Here is a 22132-nt window from a genome sequence, read left to right as displayed (position 1 = left end):
GTTTCCTTAATTATGCAAATATCATTTTGTTCTATTCAGATCATACTCTATTTCTAAATATTGTAATGCATCAAATGTAGCTAAGTCTTCTAAATAAACAAAAGTTTCCTCAAAAATAGAGTATGCAAAAACGTTTTCAGGAATTTTCGGCAGTTTATTTTCTTTTAGCTTTTTAAACAAATAGTCGCAAGGAACTAATTCATTCGTTTTAATTTCAAAATTCTTTTTATACATTTCGTTTTCTCCAAAATTCTCATCCGATCTGTCAAGAAATACCATAAACCTATTATCATTAATTTTAAAACATTTTAGTTGTTTGATATATTTCGTAGGCATTTGATTTTTTAAACTGATTACAAAAGCTTTCTCATGCATTGGCGTAACTAAAGCATAAATAACAGATTTTTCATACTCGTTTATTAAAATTGTATTTGACTTTTCAATAAAAGATAATACATTATTTACTTTTCTATATACTTGAAAAGTTTCGAAAAAATCACTGGCATCTCTTGTCTGCGCATTTAAACTGGCAATAACCAGAAGTAGAATGAATTGAAATATTTTCATATCACATATTATTTGAAGTTTCTATTTTTCTCTCGGTTCAAAGTAAGATTATCTAAGTTTCAAATATACAATTCCAACTAACATAAATTTATGGCAAACCATAAGTTCAAAAAACAAAAATCCATTTCATTAAAAACACCCTTGTTTCCCCTCCGGCATTTCCATTTGATCGCAAACAACCCTGTTTGTTCTTTCCCGGTTTTCTGTTTGATCACAAACACCGTTGTTTGGGCTTTCCGGGAAATCTTTTTTTGTTCAAACAGAATGTTTGAGATCAAAAGGTATTTTATTTATATTTGAATGGCGTATTTTTAATATAATCAACAATAAAAGAACTTCTATCATATGAAAATTACATTATCTGAACTCAAAACCAAAGACCTTGCAACGCTTACCAACAGAATTTTGCAGGCTTCTGATTCCGCGACATATCCGGTGCTGGCCAATCATCCGCTGCTTACTGCAATTGAAGCTGAGTATAACGCGTATGATGCCGTGTATTCTAAACAGACGTACAGCGGAAAAGGAAAAGATGTGGCCGCCGCCGATGATGCGCGGGATGCCCTGTACAGCAAAATGAAGGCTTTTCTGAACGGTCACCGCCAGCTTGAATCGGTGCCGCATTTTCAGGAAGCGGAAGATCTGTATCAGGTTTTCGTAAAATATGGTTTGGATCTCGACCGCCAGAGTTATTCGTCGCAAAGCGCCCAGATGAAAAAGCTTATAGAGGAACTTGAGCTTCCTGCCAATACGCAGAAACTCGCGTTGCTTTCCCTGCAGACCGCTTTTAACGAAATGAAAACGCTTCAGCAGGATTTTGAAACGGCGATTGCCGAACAGTTAACCGCCAATGCCGAACTGCGCCAGACCGACAGTGCTTCTTCCATCCGCAAAAGTCTTGAGCAGAATTTAAAAGCGTATCTGAGTTTCCTCACAGCGATGAAAAATGTGCCGCCTTACAATGATATTTATGCCCAGATCAACGAACTGGTAAAATCGGCAAAGGGTTCGAAATAGGTTTCATTTAATCCATAAAAAATCCCTGAGAGAATCATCTTTCAGGGATTGTTATTTTAACTTAAACTAAAATTATGCTCTCAGATATCTTGAGTAGGCGTAACCTTCGCTTCCGTCTGCAGTTTTCACTTTCCACCAGTCGTCGGAGGTCTGTTCAACCAAAGTTACGGTAGAGCCTTTGGTCGCTTTTCCGACTACGGCAGCATCTGTAGAAGGTTCCTGTCTGATATTCAGATTAGAATCTTCGGTTGCAATGGTAAGCGTTGCACCAGCCGACAGCCCGGCAACCTGTACATCGATATTAATGTCTGACGCCGAATAGCTGGAGTCGATGGCGCCTAAGGCATTCCACACTGCATCTTTAGCAGCGGTGTTGGAAGCGTGACCGGAAATGTATAAAATTCCGTCCTGCTCCTGTACCTGAAGATTTGATACTTCTGCATTTTGCGCGGCAGATACTACGCTCGAATATTTGTCCTGTAATGTGCTCATCTTAGATTATTTTACGGTGTAATTGTAGTTTACTTTTCCCACTTTCAAAGCATCCACAGATTCTTTGATTTTTCTTGCCTGAAGCTGCGATACATTTCCTGTTATTGTCAGTTCACCATTGATGGTTTCCACTTTCACATTCGGAAAATCTTTCACGGCATCCTGTACTTTTTGCTGAACCATAGGATCTGCTGTCGAATTTGTTTCAACCGGCGCAGTTGCAGTCATCGGTGCTGCTATGGTCGACATATCGTGTACGTCTTTTACACCTTTAATTTCTTTCAGTTGCTTGATGGCAGCATCTTTGGCAGCCTGGTCAGCAAATGTTCCCTGCAAATGGGCAACACCTTCTTTGATCTCCACAGATGCATTCGGGTTTGCCGTCATCACCGTTGTCGCCTGTGTCTGCAGGTCGGCATCAGACACGTTTTTTTTACATGAAACCGATCCGAAAGAGACTGCGATTGCCATAGCGGCCATTGCGATAGTTTTTTTCATAATAGAATTTTTTTGATGTTGAATGTTAGTAATCAAGTTTAATAACAACTGCACAGCAAATTCTGCACCTTTTATTTTTGCGGATTTTGATGGCAAATAATATTCCAGATACCATAATCGGTACAAAGGTTCATATGGAGACTCGAAAACAGAAAAAGATTATATTTGTGGCTATACATTAAATTTATGAAAGGTCAGAATAAGCTATTTATCGCCATCATTGTGGCGCTGCTGATAGGTGTTGGGATTGGCGGCATTGTACATCTTCAGTATCCGGAAAGTGCAAAACCGTTCAGCGACAATATTAAACTTCTCGGTACGGTGTTTATCCGTCTGGTGCAGATGATTATTGCGCCGCTTGTTTTCACAACACTTGTGGTGGGAATTGCGAAGATGAGCGATATCAAAATGATCGGCAGGGTAGGAACGAAGGCTATGCTTTGGTTTATCACAGCATCGCTTGTTTCGCTTTTCATCGGTTTGATTCTGGTAAACTGGCTGGAGCCCGGCCATGTGACAAAGCTCCCGATTCAGGATGCTGCATCAGCTGAAGAACTCCTGAAAACAAGTAAAGGTTTTTCTCTCGAAGATTTCGTAAAACATATCATCCCGAAAAGTTTATTTGAAGCTTTTGCAACGAATGAAGTGCTTCAAATTGTGGTTTTCTCCATAATGTTCGGCGTCGCTTTGGCGAATCTTGGTGACGACTATGCTCAGCCTGTTATTAAAATATTTGATGTCATCGCACACGCGATTTTAAAAATGGTAGGCTACATTATGTGGGTTGCGCCACTTGGCGTTTTGGGTTCAATCGCTGCGGTCGTCGCCCTTAATGGATTTAAAATATTTACCGTTTACGCTATTTACTTACGGGATTTCTTCTTTGCACTTGCCATTCTCTGGCTTGTTTTACTGCTGGTTGGATATTTAATTTTAGGAAACCGGCTTTTTGAATTATTAAGAAGAATAAAATCACCTTTACTCATTGCATTTTCCACGACAAGTTCGGAAGCAGTGTTCCCAAAACTGGTTGAAGAGCTCGAAAGATTCGGCTGTAACAACCGCGTAGTTTCTTTCATTCTTCCGCTAGGATATTCATTTAACCTCGACGGAAGTATGATGTACATGACTTTCGCATCCATCTTTATTGCGCAGATATACGGTGTCGAAATGACTGTTGGGCAGCAGATCACGATGCTTTTGGTGCTTATGCTGACATCAAAAGGTATCGCCGGAGTTCCTCGCGCATCACTGGTAATCATCGTTGCGACGTGTTCAATGTTTGGTATTCCTCCGGAAGGCATCGCGTTGATTTTACCGATCGACCATTTCTGTGACATGGGCCGAAGCATGACCAACGTTCTCGGTAATGCGCTCGCCACCTCAGCCGTTTCAAAATGGGAAGGGCAGCTGGATAACCATGGAGGAGATATGTAGATAAATTAAACAAGATCATCAGTAAATTTCTGTTTGACCTTTTTTAGGAGCTTATTCCCGCTTTCCACTTCGATCTTTTTTTTCAAAAAAGGATTTTCGTTTCAATCGGGGCTAGGGAAGTGATCTTCTGTTTTAGATTTCACATAACATAAAAATTTTGCAAACTTTTAGCTATGCAGACCAATTTAAATCCACATAAAAATGAGGTCATCGAAAAAGGTTTTACCATTCTAGAAAACATATATTCTGATTCAGAAATTGCAAAAATTTCAGAAGTTATTCAGAATATTGACACTTCAAAAGATACATTCAGAAAGTCGGAAGATCTTTTTGCGATACGTCAGTTTTTAAAGGAAATTCCGGAAGTGAAAGATTTGATTTTTAATGAAAATTTAAAACAGATCATCAGCGAAATCTCTGGCGAAGATTATTTCGTTGTGAAAAGCATTTACTTCGACAAGCCTGAAAAATCAAACTGGTATGTTGCATATCATCAGGATTTAACGATTTCTGTCGATAAAAAAGTTAATCTGGAAAACTTCGGACCGTGGACGACCAAGCAGAATCAGTTTGCCGTTCAGCCACCTTTAGAAATTCTTGAAAATAACTTTACCATAAGAATTCATCTCGACGATACCGACGGAGAAAATGGTGCTTTGAAGGTCATTCCGAAATCACACGCAAAAGGCATTTACCGGCCGGAAACCATCGACTGGAATATTGAAACCGAAGAAATCTGCTCCGTAAAAAGCGGCGGAATCATGATTATGAAACCGTTGCTTCTTCATGGTTCAAACCGCACAACAAACGGAAAGAAAAGAAGAGTGATTCACATAGAGTTTTCAAATCAGTCTTTACCAGAACCGCTCAACTGGTCAGAATGTGATGAAATTTAATCCATAAAAAAGTCCTCTTTCAAACGAAAGAGGACTTTTTATTTTTGCAGAAAATTACTTCACCGAAATCTCATCCACAAAAATATAAGCATCGCCGCCCGCTCCCTGATGCCATTCAGGAAGTTTTCCGTAATGATAGGCTTTCACCTTAATATATCGCGCCTGCGTCGGAAGAATTTCTGCCGGGAAATCTTTTACCTGAACTGTTTCATCTTTAGCATCGAGTGAATTTTCCACCGTTTTCAACAAAACATAGTCTTTGCCGTTCATGCTTGCCCAATATTCCACTTTTTTCGGCATCAGAATCCACGCCCGGCTGTCCTGCAGATACGACGAAGATATATTGCTGATCTGCTGAGGTGACTTCATATCAATCACCGCTTCAAAAGTCTGCCCCTGATAACCGAGCCATTCGCCTTTTCTCCAGTTCGCATCGCCGTTTATACCATCGATTAAAGAAAGATTTCCGCTTGCTGTATATTGAGGAGTCGCTTTTGAAACCACATTAATATCCCAGTTATTCGGTCTGCGGTTTGAGTTGGCGTGTACGACCGAACTTTTCTCTCCCTTTCGCTCTGCGTATGCAGCGATCTGAGTGGTTTTTGCGATTGTAAAAGGACCTTTATATGGTTTGAAAGTCTTTCTCACATTCGCATCATCTTCATCCAAAGTCATGTAATAAATTTTATCTGAAGGATTCAGCGGTGTAATTTCTACGGATGTATTCAGATCAAAAATTCTCGGTGCCGCGATCACCGGCGATGCAGTGAGTTCGTCATATTTAAAATATTTAAAGGCTTTTGCGCTTTCAAAACCTAACGTTTTAAGCATTTCGCGGGAAGTATTTTTGGTAATCACTTTTGTCGTTCCGTCTTCCAGATGAATTTTTACTTCATCAAAATATGGCGTAGTCGTCTGCCATTCGGGCAAGCCAGGTGTCACGGCGTAAATTCCCATCGAGCTCAAAATATACCATGCGCTCATCTGTCCGCAGTCTTCGTTTCCAATAAGTCCGTCAGGCGAGTTTTTATAATAATTATCAAGAATAAACTTAATTTTTGCGTCTGTTTTTTCAGGTTTTCCTACATAATTGTAGAGATACGCGATGTGATGACTTGGCTCATTTCCCTGCGCATATTGTCCGATCAATCCTGTAATATCGACCTGTTCTCGTCCCGTTGTTTTGTCAGGAGCTGCAAAAATTGCATCGATAAACTGTTCAAATTTTTCTTTTCCGCCATGCGCAGCAATCAGTCCGGGAATATCCTGCTGCACCGAATACGAATAATGCCACGAGTTTCCTTCAGTGTAATTATTGTTTACCTCGCGAGGCTCAAAAGGCTCCAGCCAGTTTCCGTTTTTGCGCGGTTGCATAAATCCGTTTTTGGGGTTGTAGAGATTTTTCCAGTTTTGCGAACGCTTCATGAAGTATTGGTAATCTTCTTTTTTACCTAAAATTTTCGCCATCTGCGCAATACACCAGTCATCATAAGCATATTCAACAGTTTTTGAAACACTCTCATGTTCGTCATCGATGCTGATGAAATTATTCTGTTTATAAGCATTCAAACCAAAAATATCGAGCATCGCTGATTTTTTTGAAGCTTCAAAAGCTTTTTCATAATCGAAACCTGTAATGCCTTTCGCCATTGCATCAGCAATCACAGAAACCGAGTGATATCCGATCATACATTCGGTTTCGTTGGAAGCGAGTTCCCAAACCGGAAGTTTGCCACCTTGCTCGTATTGTTTGATGAACGTGTTGATAAAATCTGCCGTTCTTTTACGGTCGATCAGCGTCATCAGCGGATGCGCTCCCCGGAATGTGTCCCAAAGAGAAAAAACTGTATAGTATTCGAAACCTTTGGCTATGTAAAATTTATTGTCTCTGCCACGGTACTTCCCGTCAACATCCATATTGATATTGGGCTGTGTGAACACGTGGTAAAGTGCCGTGTAGAAAACGCTCAGCTTGTCTTTGTCGGAAGATTTAACTTCGATTTTAGAAAGCTCTTTGTCCCAGTCGGCAACTGCCAGTTTCTGGATTTCATTAAAATTATTTGATTTTCCTTCCGCCAGCATATTTTTGGCCGCGCCTTCGTAACCTGTAGGAGAAATTGAAACTTTTACCAGAATTTTTTCACCTTTTTTAACTTTATTTGAAAATACCATCTGGAGTGTTGTAGCTTCTTCCGTGATAATTCCTATTTTCGGATTATCTGTTCCCTTTACACTATTGCTCCAAGGCATCGGTTTTGAAAACTCAATTCTCGCATAAATATACTGGTTCGTTGCCCAGGCTTCACTTCTTCTGAAAACCTCAATGGTTTTATCATCAATAACCTTAATTTCACCGTCAAGGAGTTTGTCGCGGTGATTCAGATCTAAAATAATATTGGCTGTTCCGGCTTTGTTAAACGTATATTCATGATAACCCACGCGCTTGGTGGTCGTCAGACGTACATCAATATTGTGTTTGTCAAGCTTTACCGAATAAAATCCTGCCGTTGCTTTTTCGTTTTTATGCGAAAATGATGATGAATATTCTTTCGGCGTCAGACCTGCTTTTCCCATGGTTGGCATCAGCATAATGTCGCCGTAATCCGACACGCCGGTTCCGTTGAGATGCGTATGCGAAAAACCGTAAATCACAGAATCTGAGTAATGATAACCGCTGCAGCCGTCCCAGCTTCCGTCGATTCTGGTGTCCGGAGAAAGCTGCACCATGCCGAAAGGAACTATTGCGCCAGGAAAGGTGTGGCCGTGACCGCCGGTTCCGATCATCGGATTAACATATTTCGAAAAATTCTGAGCCTGAAAACTAAGCGAAAGCAAAATCAGTAAAAGGGTAAATTTTTTAGAGTTCATATAAAAAATCTTTGTCATGAAGTTTTTAAAACAGATTTCAACAAAAATACATCTTTTATGCGGGTCACGAAATGCCTGAATGCTTTTGTTAAAAGTGTTGCAATTTTTCGTTCAGAAAACATGATTTGCAGTAATTTATTTTGATACATTTGAAGTAAACTAATAAAAACACAACACCATGAATTTCAAACTTATCGAAGTCGCCATCGGGCTGATCTTCGTCTATCTTCTGCTCAGTATTTTCGCAATGGTTTTGATGGAAATGATTTCCACTTTTATGCGTCTGCGCGGGGTTCAGCTTAAAAAAACGATCGAGAAAATGCTGTTCAATAAAGATGAAAATCCGCAGCAGATTAATGCTTTTTATCTTCAGCCTCTGGTGCTTTTTCTCGGTGATGATGTTTCCGGTTTTGAATTTTTAAACAAGATATTTTCCGGTAAAAACTCAAAACTGCCGAGTTATATGCGGAATGAAGATTTTTACACGACTTTTCTTACGTTTATCAATAATGGCGAATTCACTGAGTCACTAAGCGTTATTAAAGAGAAAATCGACAAAGCATCGCTTTCTAAAGACACAAAAAAACATCTCAATTTTCTGGTTGAAAAGTCGAAAGGCAGTATTGAAAATTTTAAAACAGAAATGTGCCATTGGTTTGAGGAATGTATGCAGCGCGCGAATACATGGTATTCAAGAAAGGTTCAGTATACGCTAATTTTCCTTGGCTTTTTCATCGCAATTGGCGTCAACGGCGATACACTGAGAATTATTGATAAGCTGAACAATGACGAAAAACTCCGAACAGAAATGGTGCAGTCGGCTGAGAATTACATTAAGAATAATCCTGAAGTTCCTGCTTCAGCCAAGGTTTCAAAAGATTCTCTGAATGCAAAAATCGCCAAAGAGTATGATAATCTGCTTGTCGATTCGCACAATCTGCTCGGCTATGAAAGCAACAACCTGACGTTGAAAAATTTTAACATGAAAAATGATTTTTCGTCGTTGATGCTTAAGATTTTTGGTTTTCTTCTTACGGCTTTGGCGGTAAGTCTGGGATCGAATTTCTGGTTTGATATGCTAAAAAAAATGCTCAATGTGCGCACTTTGGGCAAACCTACTCAAAAATAATCTGTCATGATTTTACTCTATATTTTGCTCGCGGTCGCGGCAGCTTTCATCGTCGCTTATTTTGTAGACAATCATCGTGCATCGTCCGCTCCGCAACAGGAAATTTCGCGTGGAAAAAACTACCATCTCAGTTATTTTTTTAAACCACAGATGCCGGTGAAATGGTTTGATTTTTCCGGACTTATCAATACCTTTCGGCGTGTTTCTCTTTCCGGAGACATTCTTTCCATCATCGATAAAAGGGAAGTGCAGACGGCGATGGGAAAAGACAGCGGTCGGGAGCTGATAGACAATGTTGCTAATCAGTCTGTAGACGAATTCTGGTTTGATTACATTGCTGATACAGGCGACGGTTTTGATCCGACGACAACGGTTTTTTATCATCTGACACGACCTGAATATTGCTTTCCAAATCTTACAAAGGGTGAAAATCAAGATAAAAGTATTGATTTAAAACGTGGTGACGCCCTCGTCATTGGTGGAGATCTGGTATATCCTGCCGGTTCAGAAGACAATTACCGGGACCGTTTTAAAGGTCCGCTGCGATTTGTGTCGCCGGATAATAGCGATAAAAATCCCATTATCGTTGCGACTCCGGGTAATCACGATTGGTACGATGGTCTGACTGCTTTTTTTCGTTTAATGTGTCAGAAATGTAGAATCGGAAATTACAAAACGGTGCAAAACCGAAGTTATTTTGCTTATAAACTGCGCGAGAATGTGCATTTATTTGGTGTTGATAATCAGCTTTTGGGTGATATTGATATTCCGCAGCTTGATTTTTTTGTGAAATACGTACAGGAAATTTCTTCTCAAAATAAGAAAAATCACGCGATATTGGTTGTTGCAGAACCTTATTGGTACAATTACAGCTTTAAGGACCGTGCCAAACGGCGGCAGCGAATGGACAGTTTAGAATTTATTGTCCGAAGCCTTTGCCAGACCGCGAAAAATCATAAAAACAGCTCAGAACTGATATTTGATGTCGTGCTTACGGGCGACATTCATCATTATTCGCACTACGAACTGAGTTCAAAAGATGGAAATCCAGAAGGGTTTATCAGGCATTTTATAACATCCGGCGGTGGTGGCGCTTTTGGTCACCTTACCGATTTTTTGCCGGAAAAAATTGAAGTTCCGCAACTGCGGCATACCGGAAATTCTGCACTTGAATATGATCTGAAAAAAGTTTTTCCTTCCAAAGAAAAATCAAAAAAAGACGTTTCCGGTCTTCCCTTTTTTTTCATTATCAATTATAAATATACTGCCCTGATGTTGCTGATCTCCTTTGTGATCACGTACATCTGGAATTACAATGACGATCCTTTGCTGAAAGGTTTAATGCTTTTGCTTTTTCCGCTGATGCTATATTTTACGGTAAAAAAAGTGGCCAATCCTGAGCCTTCGGACCGTGAAAGAAATTTAAACCGATTTCTACATTCATCACTTTTCTGTGTGGCACTTGCTGTGCAGATTGCCGTTTTGATTGTACTTCCGAAATTTGGACTGAAAATACTGGCAGACGTTGCGATCAGCCTGAAAATTCAGTTATTAAAAAACTACATCATCCTTCCTGAAACTGCAGAATATTTCATTTTTCAATGGGTTTTTTCCGGCATCATGCTTTCGTGGGTTTTCGGGATGTATTTATTTTTCAGTTACCGTTTTTTTAAACTTCATATTACAGAAGTTTCTTCCGCAAAAATCAATACCGGCGATAAGAATTTTCTTAAATTTAAGATCACCGATGGTGAGATTTTGATTTATGTAATCGGTATTAAAAAATCGTATCCGTGGACGAAGCTCTTAAAATCGCATAAAGCCAGAGATATTCAGGCAAAAATGGAAACTGAAGATCCGAAAGATTTTGTAAAAACTTATTTCTCAGCGCATGCTGATGAGAACACGGGAATTATAGAAATTATTAGAATTCCAATTTAAAATTTCAAATAAATCAAACGAATTTCGGCCAGTCAGTGAATTTATCTATAGGGGCATTCGATGCGGAGAAACCCGCAAATTTTCTGTAAATTTGTAGACAATTTTGAGTATATGTTGACTAAAGATAAAGTTCAGGATTTTCTGAAAGAAATAGAAGTAGATGATCTTGTTACCAATTTTCAGGTGATGGGAAATGATGTGTACATCGACATGACGGCACATTCGCCTGCCATGCACGAGAAAAAGAAGCTTGAAGCAGCGATGAAGCAGGCTTTTGCGAGTGAATTTGGTGAAGAAGTTCATTTAAAATTAAAAATCGTTTCTCCGGAGCCAACTGAAGTTCAGTTGAGTCAGATTAAAGGAAAACAAATCCCGGGAATTCAAAATATTATTGCCATCGCATCTGGTAAAGGAGGCGTAGGTAAATCCACAGTTGCGGCAAATCTTGCGGTAACTTTAGCAAAAATGGGATTTAAAGTTGGTCTTTTGGATGCTGATATTTACGGGCCGTCTGTGCCGACGATGTTTGATACAGAAGGTCAGAAGCCGATTTCAGTAGAAATTGACGGAAAAAACCTAATGAAACCAATTGAAAATTACGGTGTAAAAATGCTTTCTATCGGATATTTTTCCGGAGCCAATCAGGCAGTGGTATGGAGAGGTCCGATGGCTTCAAAAGCTTTAAATCAAATGATCAGGGATGCGGCTTGGGGTGAACTTGATTTTCTTTTGATAGATCTTCCTCCGGGAACGGGTGATATTCATTTGTCTATCATTCAGGAAGTTCCGGTAACTGGGGCAGTGATTGTGAGTACGCCTCAACATGTAGCTCTGGCTGATGTGAGAAAAGGAATCGCGATGTTTAATATGGAAAGTATTAATATTCCGGTTTTAGGTCTGATAGAAAATATGGCGTATTTTACACCGGACGAATTGCCGGATAATAAGTATTACATTTTTGGAAATCAGGGTGCTCAGTATCTTGCTGATGATTTGAATATTCCGATTTTAGGTGAAATTCCTTTAATACAGAGCATTCGCGAAGCAGGTGATGTTGGCCGACCGGCAGCGTTGCAGGAGAATTCGAAAATCGCAGATATCTACAACGAAACTGCGAAAAAAATGATAGAAAGTCTGGTAGAAAGAAACAAATTTCTTCCGCCGACTGAAGCTGTAAAAATCACAACCATGGCTGGTTGTTCGCCAAAAAAATAAATTTCGGAAGAAATTTTCTAAAACAAACATAAAATATGGAAATCAATATAACACACGAGCAGACGGTCACCAAGGTGATGAATGCGCTGGAGAGTATTCGCCCTTTTCTGAATAAGGACGGCGGCGACATCGAGCTGATCGACGTGAAAGATCAGATTGTATATGTAAAACTTCTCGGCAACTGCTCTGGCTGTTCGCTTAATTTTTCTACGCTGAAACTCGGTGTGGAAACAACAATTAAACAACACGCTCCTGAAATCGATAAGGTGGTGAGTGTAGAGTAAGATCTTTTTTTAATTTAAATAAGAGCCGGATTTCGTTTGAAATTCGGCTTTTGTTTTCGTGATATTTGATCTGATTTTTCTGTTCAATAATATATTCTTCAATTGCTGAAAGACTTTCGTTAAATTTTACGAGACTTTGATTATCAGTGATTTATTTTAATTTTACTTTGTCAAAAGGTTTTTTAAACTTCTTTAATTGAGAAACTAATATTAGGGTAAAATCAATCTGCAATTGTTTCTTCAATCTTCTTTCCGAAGCTGATATGCGAAATTATCTACCGTAAAATGACCTATCAAAAACAGAATGTTCGACGTTTTCCCACTTGACTTCGGCTTCATCTAAAAGCCTGTAAATATTGCTGTCATTTTTCCATTCAATAAAGTCATAATCAAATTGATCTTTAAATAATCTTTTTGGATTGAAAATCTTTCAAGAGTACCTGTCGGAGCCGAGACTGTGAATATAGAGGAATGTATTTTCAGCATGTTTTATCTTCAGTTTTTAAAAATCCAGAACATTTACGGAAAAGGGTGTATTTATTCTGATTCAATTTTATTAAGACATAGAAAACGCTCCGGAAATTTTTCCGGAGCGTTGAAGAATAAAGATAAAAATAAAAAATTATTTCACGATGATCCGCTTTGCCTCACCTTCTGAAGTTTTCATCAGATAAACGCCAGTGGTAAGTTTTGAAGTATCAATAGTCAATGCAGTTTTTTCTTTTGAAAGAATTTTCCCGCTCATATCATACAGTTCGTAACCCATTGCTCTATTGAAATAGAGTGTGTTTCCTTTATTCACAGGATTTGGGAAGATATTGAAACTCGCTTTTTCGGTTTTGATCTCTCCTGTCGATAAAGTTGGTGCAAGGGCAACTTCGTACATTGACAGCGTTCCGCTGATCTCGTTGGCAACGATCACATAGCCTTTTCCGTTATTCATGTTTGCTGCTGGGATGTACGTGATACCTTCCGGGCCATTGTCTCCACCAAAAGCAGACGTTGATCTTGAATGTTTAAAATCCGTAAAAGTCACGTTGTTCGGATCAGTCACATTATAGACCATTACACCGCCAGTTCTTTCTAAAGTGATAAAGGCATAAGTCTGTGTTCCGATGGTTCCTAAAGTAACGCCTTCAGGCTCCGGGCCTTTTGCGCGGCTTCTTACTTTTGCACCGTTGGCTTCATTATCGGCATTGAAAATCAACGGGTGATTGGCAGCGATATATCTTTCAAACTGATCTCCGCTGTCGTAAACAATCTGTTTATTATCAGAATTAAATATAGAAAATGATCTAGCACCCAATGCATTGATCTCTTCAAAATCTGCATCTCCATCGGTATTTCCGTTAACGTTGGTCACTCTGAATCTTCCTAAATTATGCGAAGCTTTTAAAACCGATGCATTTGGGAACATGGCAGAATCCAGCGTATATCCGGTCGCACCTACGGTTGTTCTTTCGCTGAAGCCGCCAAGATCTTTCTCATCACCTTCATTAGCAGTCACAAGATATGTTGTGTTTCCGATCTTGAAAGATGCCATTGCATCCGGATTATAATAGGTTTTCACAGGCCAATTGGCAATCAGAATTTCGCCGTTGTTATCAGATGCATCAAAGCCATTTCCGGGAAGACTCATGTCTTTTTTGCCTAATCCCCAAATACTGCCGAGTGTTTTTGACGCTAAATTAATCTCTACAACCGCATTATTCTCCTGGCAAGAAACCCATGCTTTCTGGCTGTCGGTGCTTACCGTAATATATTCCGGTTCAAGATCCTGAGCAAGCGTACTTGTAGATTTTACTTTTCTTCCGCCTGTTAAAGCTAAAGTTGCTTCCTGCCCGTTAAAAGGTGAGAAAGAAAGCGTTGTCACATTTGACTGGGAAAGATTCGAAATCCCTCCCGATATATCGATTATACTCACCGAACCTTCAGGGTCAACTGTGTACGCGTCATTTGGTTCACCTTCATTGGCCGTCAAAACTTTAGTGCCGTCTGGTGTGAAAGTAATCATGTCGGGAAGTACACCCACGCTTACCTGTTTCAGGAAAACTCCGTTGGTGTCAAAGAAAACTACTGACCCGTTCCCCTGTAGATTGGTGGCATTTGGTGAAGCAACTGCAACAATTCCGTTTTTTACAGCGATGCTGGTGATGCCACCATACGGAAGCATGTTTACGGTCGTAATTACTGAAGGAGCAAGCGGATTTGCAAAATTTATAATATCAAAAACATCCGTGAGCGAACTGATGGTAAATAATCTCTGCGTTGCAGCATCGTGCACCACAATTTCTGTAGAGCTTGTGCTGTTGCCAGACGGATCAAAGCTTCCGATATAATTTAATGAAATCTGATTTGTAGGAGCGGGTGCCGGTTTATCGTTATCAATGATATAAATTGTAGAAACGGTATTCGTTCCAAGTGTTGCTCCTACGGGATTTTCGAGGCTTACTACGAAATATTCTGCACTTTGCTCAGGCAAATTATCGTCAATGATCGGAACATTTAACGTAATGCTTGTAGTAGAAGGTGTGATGGTAACTGTCTGACTAGCGAGCGTAAAATCTGCATTTGTCGCCGTATTGAAACTCGCCGGTTTTACCACAAGATTCACCGTTGCGGCAGCAGGATTATTGATATTGATTTTTAAAGCTGCAGTTCCTGCGTTTTCATTTACCTTTATTAATGTTTTATCAAAAGAGATGCTTGTCGCGGCTGTAGTAAATACTGATGACGTCGCCGCAGTCTGTGCATTGTTGCTGAAATCCTCGATAACATTTGGTTTTAAAGCCAGATAATATGCCTGATTTGGAAGCAAACCGCCAGTCGGGATTACCGTAATCTGGTTATTGGCAAATGTTGTCGTGAAAGGAACGGCCGCACCGGAAGCATTATTTAATTTTAATTCAACCAAAGTCTGAGCATTTGCAGAGGTGATGGCAGAATCGTCTATAAGACGCACGTTTTCATTAAGGGTAATCGTAGGATTAACGGTTGTAGATGCATTGATTACATTATTGGCAGGAAGATACGCAACTGTAGGTGGCGTTGTATCCAGTCCGCCAAGTGCAGTTGCATCTACTGTGAAATTATCAAAACGGTTGTTTCCGACATTTCCTCCGGCGCCGGTGGCAAATTCTGCTTTAAGTTTAAAATTCGGGTTGTTTGAAACGCCTGCAATCGCTGAGAAATCAAAAGTAATCAGCTGCGGATTGCCATCCTGCGGAGAAATCGTCTGATAAGGAATGAAAGTCGTTCCGTCTAAAGAATACGACCACGACTGCGTTCCCGCACCCGAACCTGATCTTCTGGTCGTAAATTTCACCAAGACATTGCTGTATCCAGTCGTGGGCAAGGAAAACTGAATGTTTCCGTTGATAGGATAATTATACCTCAAATGCGTTCCCGAGACATCACCGTTTCTCGCGTTAAGGTTTTCGATATTAAAATTCTGATTCGTACCGTTTGCAAAATCGATGAAGGTATCGGTTCCTGAGGTTCCGGTTGCTGTGGCGGTTATGGAGCCATTGAGAAGGGTAGCCGTAGGCGTGGTGATCGCAGCGAGTGAACTGCTGTTGTTGAAATTCCAGTAATGAAGCAATGTCTGCCCGGAAAGTGCACCGTGGAATAAAGCTGCTACCGGCAACAATGTTCTTAAAAAGTATTTTTTCTTCATTGTAAACAAAATTAATTTTTGCAAAAATGAAGCATGAACGTTGTGAGGCTTTTACGGGAAGTTTACGAAATGATTAAGGTTTTGGGGAAAATGAAGGTTGTTGTTAAGTATTAGTTAAGAAAACACAGATTCCATTTCGCAGTGCGTAGAGTTTTAATTGCTGCAGAATTTTAACATTTTTTCCGGAGCTAAAACACTACTCGCGGGAGCTCGTTTCTAACTTGCTGGAGCTAAAATACTACTTGCCGGAATTTGTTTTCTACTTGCCGGTGCTAAAATACGTTTTGCAGGTGCCAGTTGCGTGTTTGCGGAAGCTTAAATACTGAACGCCGGTGCTTAAACACTGTATGCCGTTGCTTAAATACTGTTTGCGGGAGGCTGTTTTCTTTTTGCTGGTGCTTAAAGACTGATCGCTGGTGCTCAAAGACTCTTTGCGGGTGGCTGTTTTCTTTTTGCGGGTGCTAAAAGACTGATTGCGGGAGCCTGTTTTCTAAATGCGGGAGCTTAAATCGCGTTTTTCGTAAGCTCAGTTGACGCTGGAATTAATTTGTTTTAGAACTGTCGCAAAGTCAGGAGAGTTTGCGAAGCGGGGATGAAAATATATATAAAGAACTATGCAGTCTTACCTTACTATTGAAAAACCTTTGTTAGCCAAGGTTTTATTTCTTCATAATTACGTTTAAATTCTATTTTTATTGGTTTATCGTAGTTACTGTCTATAATTTCAATTTGTAATCTTTTTCCAGAATCAGACCAATCTATCAGTTTTGCGTTGGCTATGGTTGTTTTCGCTTTTGACGTAAATAATTCTACCGGAGAAGCAAAAGTTATCGTTCCAAATATTTTTGATTTTCCTAACAATATTATACTCTTTTTCGAAAATATAATATCTGCTTGCTCAAAGTCGTAGATTGGCTTGCTAACATTCAGATCATAAAATTTTTTTTTTGAAAATAAATCAAAGCCCTTTACAAATACATTCACATCATTGAAAATTTTTAATTCTTTGTCATTCAAATCGAGGAAAGCTATTCTGCCTAAATGGTACATTTTATATGAAAGCCAATATGCAAATCCTGCCTGTAATGGCAGTGCAACTATACAAAAAATAAAATATCCCCAAAATGCATTTAAATCAGTTTTGTAAGTCCAGAAGAAAACAAAAGCTAAAAACATAAATGCTGAAACCCATATTATCTTCAATGACCAATATGGTTTTGTTTTTTTTATGAATTGCAAGAATGTTTCTGGTCGAAAATCGCTCATTTAGTTGTGGTTTAAGTTTGGTAAGTGACCTTCAATAGCTGAGTAAAACATGTTGAGATTAGCACGTCAAAACAATGTTTATTTGTAAACACGAACATTTTCAAACCCATTAAAATCAGCAAAATGCTGTTATTTGCAGTTACCATTATTGCTTTTTATAACTAAATTCAATCTGCGAATTTCTTTTATTAACATTGGAATATCTTGCCGAGCGTTTGCTATAAACTCATAATCTTCAATTGTTGCATCAGTGATTTCAAAGTTTAACTCATCTTTAGTTCCTTCGTACACCATTATAAAATTGATCCGCAAAAATGGTCGCGACCTTCTATGTATAATTTCCAAGGACCTTTTCGAGCATCATTTGCTCTCTTTTCAATTTTGTTAAGTTCTATTTCTGTCATTATTATTTATGTTAAAAAAGCGGCTATAATATTAATTTGATGTGCAATCAAAAAAATGATGTTTTTGTTTGTAATAATTTTCTAAAGCTAAGTTTGGCTTTAGTTATCAGATCAAAATTTACGCATTTTTTCACTCCTGATTATATAATACATTGCGCCAATCTTATTGAGTACTTCTTTATAAATTACTGATTTTTTTAAATATGTAAACAATCATTTTTTTGTGTAAGCATGTTTATTTTATTTTCTAAAGAAAAATTTCGCCTTCAAATAAATCTTCATATACATTATCCAAGTGGTCAAATCCTTTATTGCTAAACCACTCGCCTGAATAGATAAATGACATATAGTTTGAAATGTATGGTCTGGACTTTCTGTGTATTTCAGGATGTATATATTCTAACCAAATTTTTAAAAAGTCTTGCTCTTGTGGTTCGTAATTTTCAAATATTATATTATTATTTATATAATTAAGAATGTCATCGCTTGTCAACCCATTTTGAAGTTTTTCAGATGATGACATCGGAAAAAATTCGGAATCATCGGAATTGTAAGTTCGTTCATTGATATACTTAGATAAACTCCATTTTAAGATAGTCTCTTCGTACTCACTTTTTGTGAATCTAATTTTATTTTGTCTATTATTTTTGTTGTGAATAACCGGAAGTTCCCGTTTAAATAGACTTTTATTTTCAGTAATTTTAAAATTCATGATCTAAAAAAAGTTACCATTCCCGCCACTCTTCAGTAATATCATCATCAGGTTTGCTGTACCCTTTGTTCACACTTTCAGAAATGATAATATCTGCTATTTGTTCGCGCTCTGAAGTTTCTATCAGTTCAGAATTACATTTTTCATTTAGATCATTTAGCTTTTCAACTGTAATTTTTACCATCTCCATCCCTTCATTTTTCGATTTTGAAGCAGCTGTTTTCACACAATAATCCTCTAATAATTTAATACACATTTCCACATCCGCTTTCGTGTACGAAGGCTGTGCGATCTTTAAATAGTTGAGCATCGATTTTTTAAGTAGAGCAATTTTGTCACTCTGATTTGTTTCTGGTAAAGCATTTCCCTCTTTCATAATTTCATTCTTTGTATGACTAAATTTAGAATTTTTGTTTTGGCCTTCACAAGAGTTTGCCGTGAATAGAAAAATTGCAAGTAAAATTGTAGAGAATATTTTCATCCGTAGTTTTCGATAAATTTATCTATTTCCTCCCCGCCACCTTCTCATAAATATTATGAATCAAGCCATCCGCCACCGAGATTTTCGGGACGTAGATGCGTGTGATTTCGGCCCAAGTCATTACATTATTGTAGATATTTAGGGCGTGCGTGAGAACATCAGCGCGATCCTGTCTTAGTTTGTACTCGGTAATCAGTTCTTCGACACTTTTACCGCTGAATTCTTTGTAGACTTTTTTCAGATAAGAAGCTGCCATTGGTTTGCCGTCTTTGGTTTTGCTCATCGAGAAGATTTTATTGATGTTTCCTCCCGAACCGATCGCGACAATAGGTTTTTTGCTGTTGATATTTTTCCGGATTTCCTCTTTCATGTCGCGCCAGTTTTCGTCGGTCACAAGATCGTTAAGAAGACGGATGGTACCGATGTTAAACGATTTTTCGTACAACATTTCGTCGTTTTCATAGAAAGTGAGTTCGGTAGAGCCGCCACCAACGTCAATGTACAGATAGGCGAAACTTTTGTCTAAACCTTCCTCAGCATGGTTTTCATAAATTAAAGAAGCTTCTTCGTCACCAGAAATAATTTCGATTTCAATTCCTGAATTTTGTTTCACTTTTTCGATAATTTCACGGCCGTTGGCAGCATCACGCATCGCACTTGTAGCGCAGGCACGGTAATGTTCAACCTTATAGATTTTCATCAGATCGCTGAAGATTTTCATCGATTCCATCACCATATTCCGTCGCTCGTCTCCGATTTTTCCCATTGTGAAAACATCCATTCCCAGCCGCAGCGGTATTCGCAGAAGGTTGAGTTTTACAAATTCGGTTTTTCCGTCGCGTACTTTCACTTCGTTGATGAGAAGTCGTGCAGCATTACTTCCAATATCTATCGCGGCAATGATCATTTTTGAATCAAAATTTTGGTTGAAATTAAACTGAGTTTTAAGCTAAAAAATCTCAATGTACAATATTTTCACAGAAAAATCTGACGGCGAAAAATTTATCTTTCGAAAGTCTGGTTTTTCAGGTAATGATACGTTTCTATCTGCGAGCGGCATTCTTCTTCGCTGTTGTTCACGTATTCATTGCTGAGTTTCCTGTCTAAAATCCGCGCTTTCACATTGTCTTTCAGCTGAAGATCAATGATGTGTTTCAGCTCTTTTTTCAGAAGTTTATCGGTGATTTTTACGGCGGCTTCGATACGGTAATCGAGATTCCGGTTCATCCAGTCGGCAGAAGAAATGTAGAGATCTTCCGCTCCTTTGTTATAAAAATACATAACGCGCGCATGCTCCAGATATTCATCTACGATGCTGATGGCTTTTATTTTGGATTTAAAATCTTTCTGATTGACAGCGCAGTAAATTCCGCGGACGATCATTTTAATCACCACACCTTGCTCAGCCGCATCATACAATTTGGTAATCAGCGCGCGGTCACTTACCGAATTTGCTTTGATGATCATCTCAGCTTTTCTGCCTGCTTTGGCTTCTTCGATTTCGCGGTCTATGTGCTGCACGATTTTTTCACGCATAAACTGCGGACAAACCAGCAGATTTTTACACGTCTTCAAAACCGGAATGTAATCTTCTTTCGGCTTTTTTAAAACAGAAAAAACTTTGTTGATATCGGCCATGATGGCACGGTCGCTCGTCATCAGAAGATGATCGCCGTAGATTCTTGCGGTTTTTTCGTTGAAATTTCCGGTGCTTACAAAACCGTACTGCAACGTACGGTTGTTTGCGCGTTTCTTTATAATGCAAAGCTTAGCGTGTACCTTTTTATTCGGAATTCCCACCAAAACAGTGATGCCTTCCGGCTCCAGCATTTCTTTCCACATTAAATTTGATTCTTCATCAAATCTCGCCTGAAGCTCAAGCATTACCGTAACGTCTTTACCGTTTCTTGCTGCGTAAATTAAAGCATTAATAATTTTTGAACTGCTCGCCAGTCTATACGCCGTTATCTGAATCGATTTTACATCAGGATCCATCGCAGCTTCGCGCAAAAGATCGATCACCGGAGTGTATGAATGATACGGAAAAGACAGCAGAACGTCATCTTTTAAAATAACATCCGTCACGCGCTCGGTATTTTCAAACGCAGGATGTGTGAATGAAGTCCGCTCGACAGGTTTTACGTATTTCTCAAAAACATCCGGAAAATCCATAAAATGTTTGAAATTGTGAATTTTCCCGCCGGGAATAATACTGTCTTTTTTGCTTAAATTTAGTTTTCGGATGAGTAGCTCAAGAAGTGCCTTGTCCATATCTTTATCAAAAACAAAACGCGTCGGCTTACCTTTACGTCGGTTTTTCAGACCTTTTTCTATTTTCTCTGCAAAATTTGTCCTGATATCATTATCGATATCCATCTCAGCATCGCGCGTTACTTTAAAAGCATTGGCAGAAAACTCGTCATAGCCAAAATAGCTGAAAATATGCGGCAGATTAAATGTAATCACATCTTCCAGAAGCATGACATTTTTCTCCTCAGGAAATTCGCTTGGCAACAGCACAAAACGGCCTACAAACCGCGAAGGAATCTCTATAATCGCGTAATTGCTGTGATAATGCCACTCTTTTTTCCGCATCGAAATACCGAGATACAGACTTTTGTCTCTGTAATAAGGCATTGGCGTGTTTTCGTGAAGCAGTATGGGGATGACATTCGATTCAACCACTTCATCGAAATACTGACGCACAAAATCTGCCTGTGCTGCACTTAAGTTTTTGGAAGATTTAATGAAAACCTTCTGCTCAGCCATTTCGTTTTGAATTTTCTTCCAGGTTCTGTCAAAATCTGCCTGCTGCTTGATAACAATCTCGTTAATTTTCTGTAAAATCTTGGAAGGCGGCTGATAAAAAGATTCGGCGATGACTTTTTCTTTAAAATCCATGGCGCGTTTTAATCCTGCCACACGCACACGAAAAAACTCATCGAGATTATTTGAGAAGATTCCCAAAAAGCGAATTCTGAGCTGCAGTGGCACATTTTCGTCCATAGCTTCCTGTAAAACCCTTTCATTAAAAGCCAGCCAGGTGACATCTCTCGGATTGAATTGTAGCGACATAAATTTGATAAAATAGTGGTTTCAAAAATAAGAATTTAAGCAAAACTTCTACCATATTTCAGGTTAATTCTAAATTAACAATTCTTTAGAAATTTATATATATGTGTCAATTTGTCACAAAATTTTGAGTGGTACAGAAATTGAGAAAGTGTGATTGTTAGTGAGTATTTAAAA

18 protein-coding genes are annotated in these 22132 nt (G+C 38.9%); 7 read left to right on the top strand and 11 right to left on the bottom strand.

Annotated features, from left to right (window positions below; all coding sequences use genetic code 11):
* Positions 1-21 precede the first annotated feature (21 nt).
* Positions 22-567 carry a hypothetical protein gene (locus ASG01_RS11820; protein WP_055863879.1) on the bottom strand — a complete coding sequence of 182 codons (546 nt, stop codon included), beginning with the start codon at positions 565-567 and terminating at the stop codon, positions 22-24.
* Between the two features lie 345 nt (positions 568-912).
* Between ASG01_RS11820 and ASG01_RS11815 the strand changes: the two genes are divergently transcribed.
* Positions 913-1584: a DUF6261 family protein gene (locus tag ASG01_RS11815; protein WP_055863877.1), complete on the top strand. Its 672-nt coding sequence runs from the start codon at positions 913-915 to the stop codon at positions 1582-1584.
* Between the two features lie 72 nt (positions 1585-1656).
* On the opposite strand, the gene ASG01_RS11810 is transcribed toward ASG01_RS11815, so the two are convergent.
* Together ASG01_RS11810 and ASG01_RS11805 are read right to left on the bottom strand one after the other, a co-directional pair.
* Complete coding sequence (locus ASG01_RS11810) at positions 1657-2076, bottom strand: SH3 domain-containing protein (RefSeq protein ID WP_055863875.1); 420 nt, start codon at positions 2074-2076, stop codon at positions 1657-1659.
* Positions 2077-2082: 6 nt separating this feature from the next.
* Positions 2083-2574 carry a BON domain-containing protein gene (locus tag ASG01_RS11805; protein ID WP_055864274.1) on the bottom strand — a complete coding sequence of 164 codons (492 nt, stop codon included), beginning with the start codon at positions 2572-2574 and terminating at the stop codon, positions 2083-2085.
* 186 nt (positions 2575-2760) lie between these two features.
* Here ASG01_RS11805 and ASG01_RS11800 point away from each other — a divergent pair, with 186 nt between their 5' ends.
* Complete coding sequence (locus tag ASG01_RS11800) at positions 2761-4011, top strand: dicarboxylate/amino acid:cation symporter (protein ID WP_055863873.1); 1251 nt, start codon at positions 2761-2763, stop codon at positions 4009-4011.
* Between the two features lie 173 nt (positions 4012-4184).
* On the top strand, positions 4185-4907 hold the full coding sequence (locus ASG01_RS11795) for a phytanoyl-CoA dioxygenase family protein (RefSeq protein WP_055863871.1): 723 nt from the start codon (positions 4185-4187) through the stop codon (positions 4905-4907).
* A 54-nt stretch (positions 4908-4961) separates the two neighbouring features.
* Here the strand turns inward: ASG01_RS11795 and ASG01_RS11790 are convergent, their stop codons facing one another.
* Positions 4962-7775, bottom strand: coding sequence for a GH92 family glycosyl hydrolase (locus tag ASG01_RS11790; protein WP_055864272.1), 2814 nt, complete (start codon positions 7773-7775; stop codon positions 4962-4964).
* A gap of 178 nt (positions 7776-7953) precedes the next feature.
* On the opposite strand from ASG01_RS11790, the gene ASG01_RS11785 reads away from it, so the two are divergent.
* From ASG01_RS11785 to ASG01_RS11770, 4 genes are all read left to right on the top strand, one after another.
* A complete protein-coding gene (locus ASG01_RS11785) occupies positions 7954-8904 on the top strand; it encodes a hypothetical protein (protein ID WP_055863868.1) in 951 nt (316 codons plus the stop codon).
* Positions 8905-8910: 6 nt separating this feature from the next.
* On the top strand, positions 8911-10845 hold the full coding sequence (locus ASG01_RS11780; RefSeq protein ID WP_055863866.1) for a metallophosphoesterase family protein: 1935 nt from the start codon (positions 8911-8913) through the stop codon (positions 10843-10845).
* A gap of 111 nt (positions 10846-10956) precedes the next feature.
* The gene (locus tag ASG01_RS11775; RefSeq protein ID WP_055863864.1) at positions 10957-12060 is read left to right on the top strand and encodes an Mrp/NBP35 family ATP-binding protein; all 1104 of its coding nucleotides are present in this window, start codon (positions 10957-10959) and stop codon (positions 12058-12060) included.
* Positions 12061-12095: 35 nt separating this feature from the next.
* Complete coding sequence (locus ASG01_RS11770; protein ID WP_055863862.1) at positions 12096-12344, top strand: NifU family protein; 249 nt, start codon at positions 12096-12098, stop codon at positions 12342-12344.
* Positions 12345-12966: 622 nt separating this feature from the next.
* Here ASG01_RS11770 and ASG01_RS11765 read toward each other — a convergent pair.
* From ASG01_RS11765 to ppk1, 7 genes are all read right to left on the bottom strand, one after another.
* The gene (locus ASG01_RS11765) at positions 12967-16020 is read right to left on the bottom strand and encodes a choice-of-anchor I family protein (RefSeq protein WP_055863860.1); all 3054 of its coding nucleotides are present in this window, start codon (positions 16018-16020) and stop codon (positions 12967-12969) included.
* Between the two features lie 630 nt (positions 16021-16650).
* Entirely contained in the window at positions 16651-17286 is a 636-nt protein-coding gene (locus ASG01_RS11760) for a hypothetical protein (RefSeq protein ID WP_055863858.1), read from the bottom strand.
* 129 nt (positions 17287-17415) lie between these two features.
* On the bottom strand, positions 17416-17580 hold the full coding sequence (locus tag ASG01_RS16125) for a hypothetical protein (protein WP_202966985.1): 165 nt from the start codon (positions 17578-17580) through the stop codon (positions 17416-17418).
* Between the two features lie 357 nt (positions 17581-17937).
* Positions 17938-18402, bottom strand: a complete 465-nt coding sequence (locus ASG01_RS11755) for a hypothetical protein (RefSeq protein ID WP_055863857.1) — start codon at positions 18400-18402, stop codon at positions 17938-17940.
* Between the two features lie 13 nt (positions 18403-18415).
* Positions 18416-18778, bottom strand: coding sequence for a hypothetical protein (locus tag ASG01_RS11750; protein ID WP_131725369.1), 363 nt, complete (start codon positions 18776-18778; stop codon positions 18416-18418).
* Between the two features lie 127 nt (positions 18779-18905).
* Positions 18906-19790, bottom strand: a complete 885-nt coding sequence (locus tag ASG01_RS11745) for an exopolyphosphatase (RefSeq protein WP_055863851.1) — start codon at positions 19788-19790, stop codon at positions 18906-18908.
* Between the two features lie 95 nt (positions 19791-19885).
* On the bottom strand, positions 19886-21958 hold the full coding sequence (gene ppk1 / locus ASG01_RS11740; protein ID WP_055863849.1) for a polyphosphate kinase 1: 2073 nt from the start codon (positions 21956-21958) through the stop codon (positions 19886-19888).
* Positions 21959-22132 lie beyond the last annotated feature (174 nt).

This window comes from Chryseobacterium sp. Leaf180 (assembly GCF_001424585.1).
GTDB lineage: Bacteria > Bacteroidota > Bacteroidia > Flavobacteriales > Weeksellaceae > Chryseobacterium.
The sequence above is the reverse complement of the archived record's forward strand: the minus strand, read 5'-3'. Positions and strand labels throughout refer to the sequence as shown.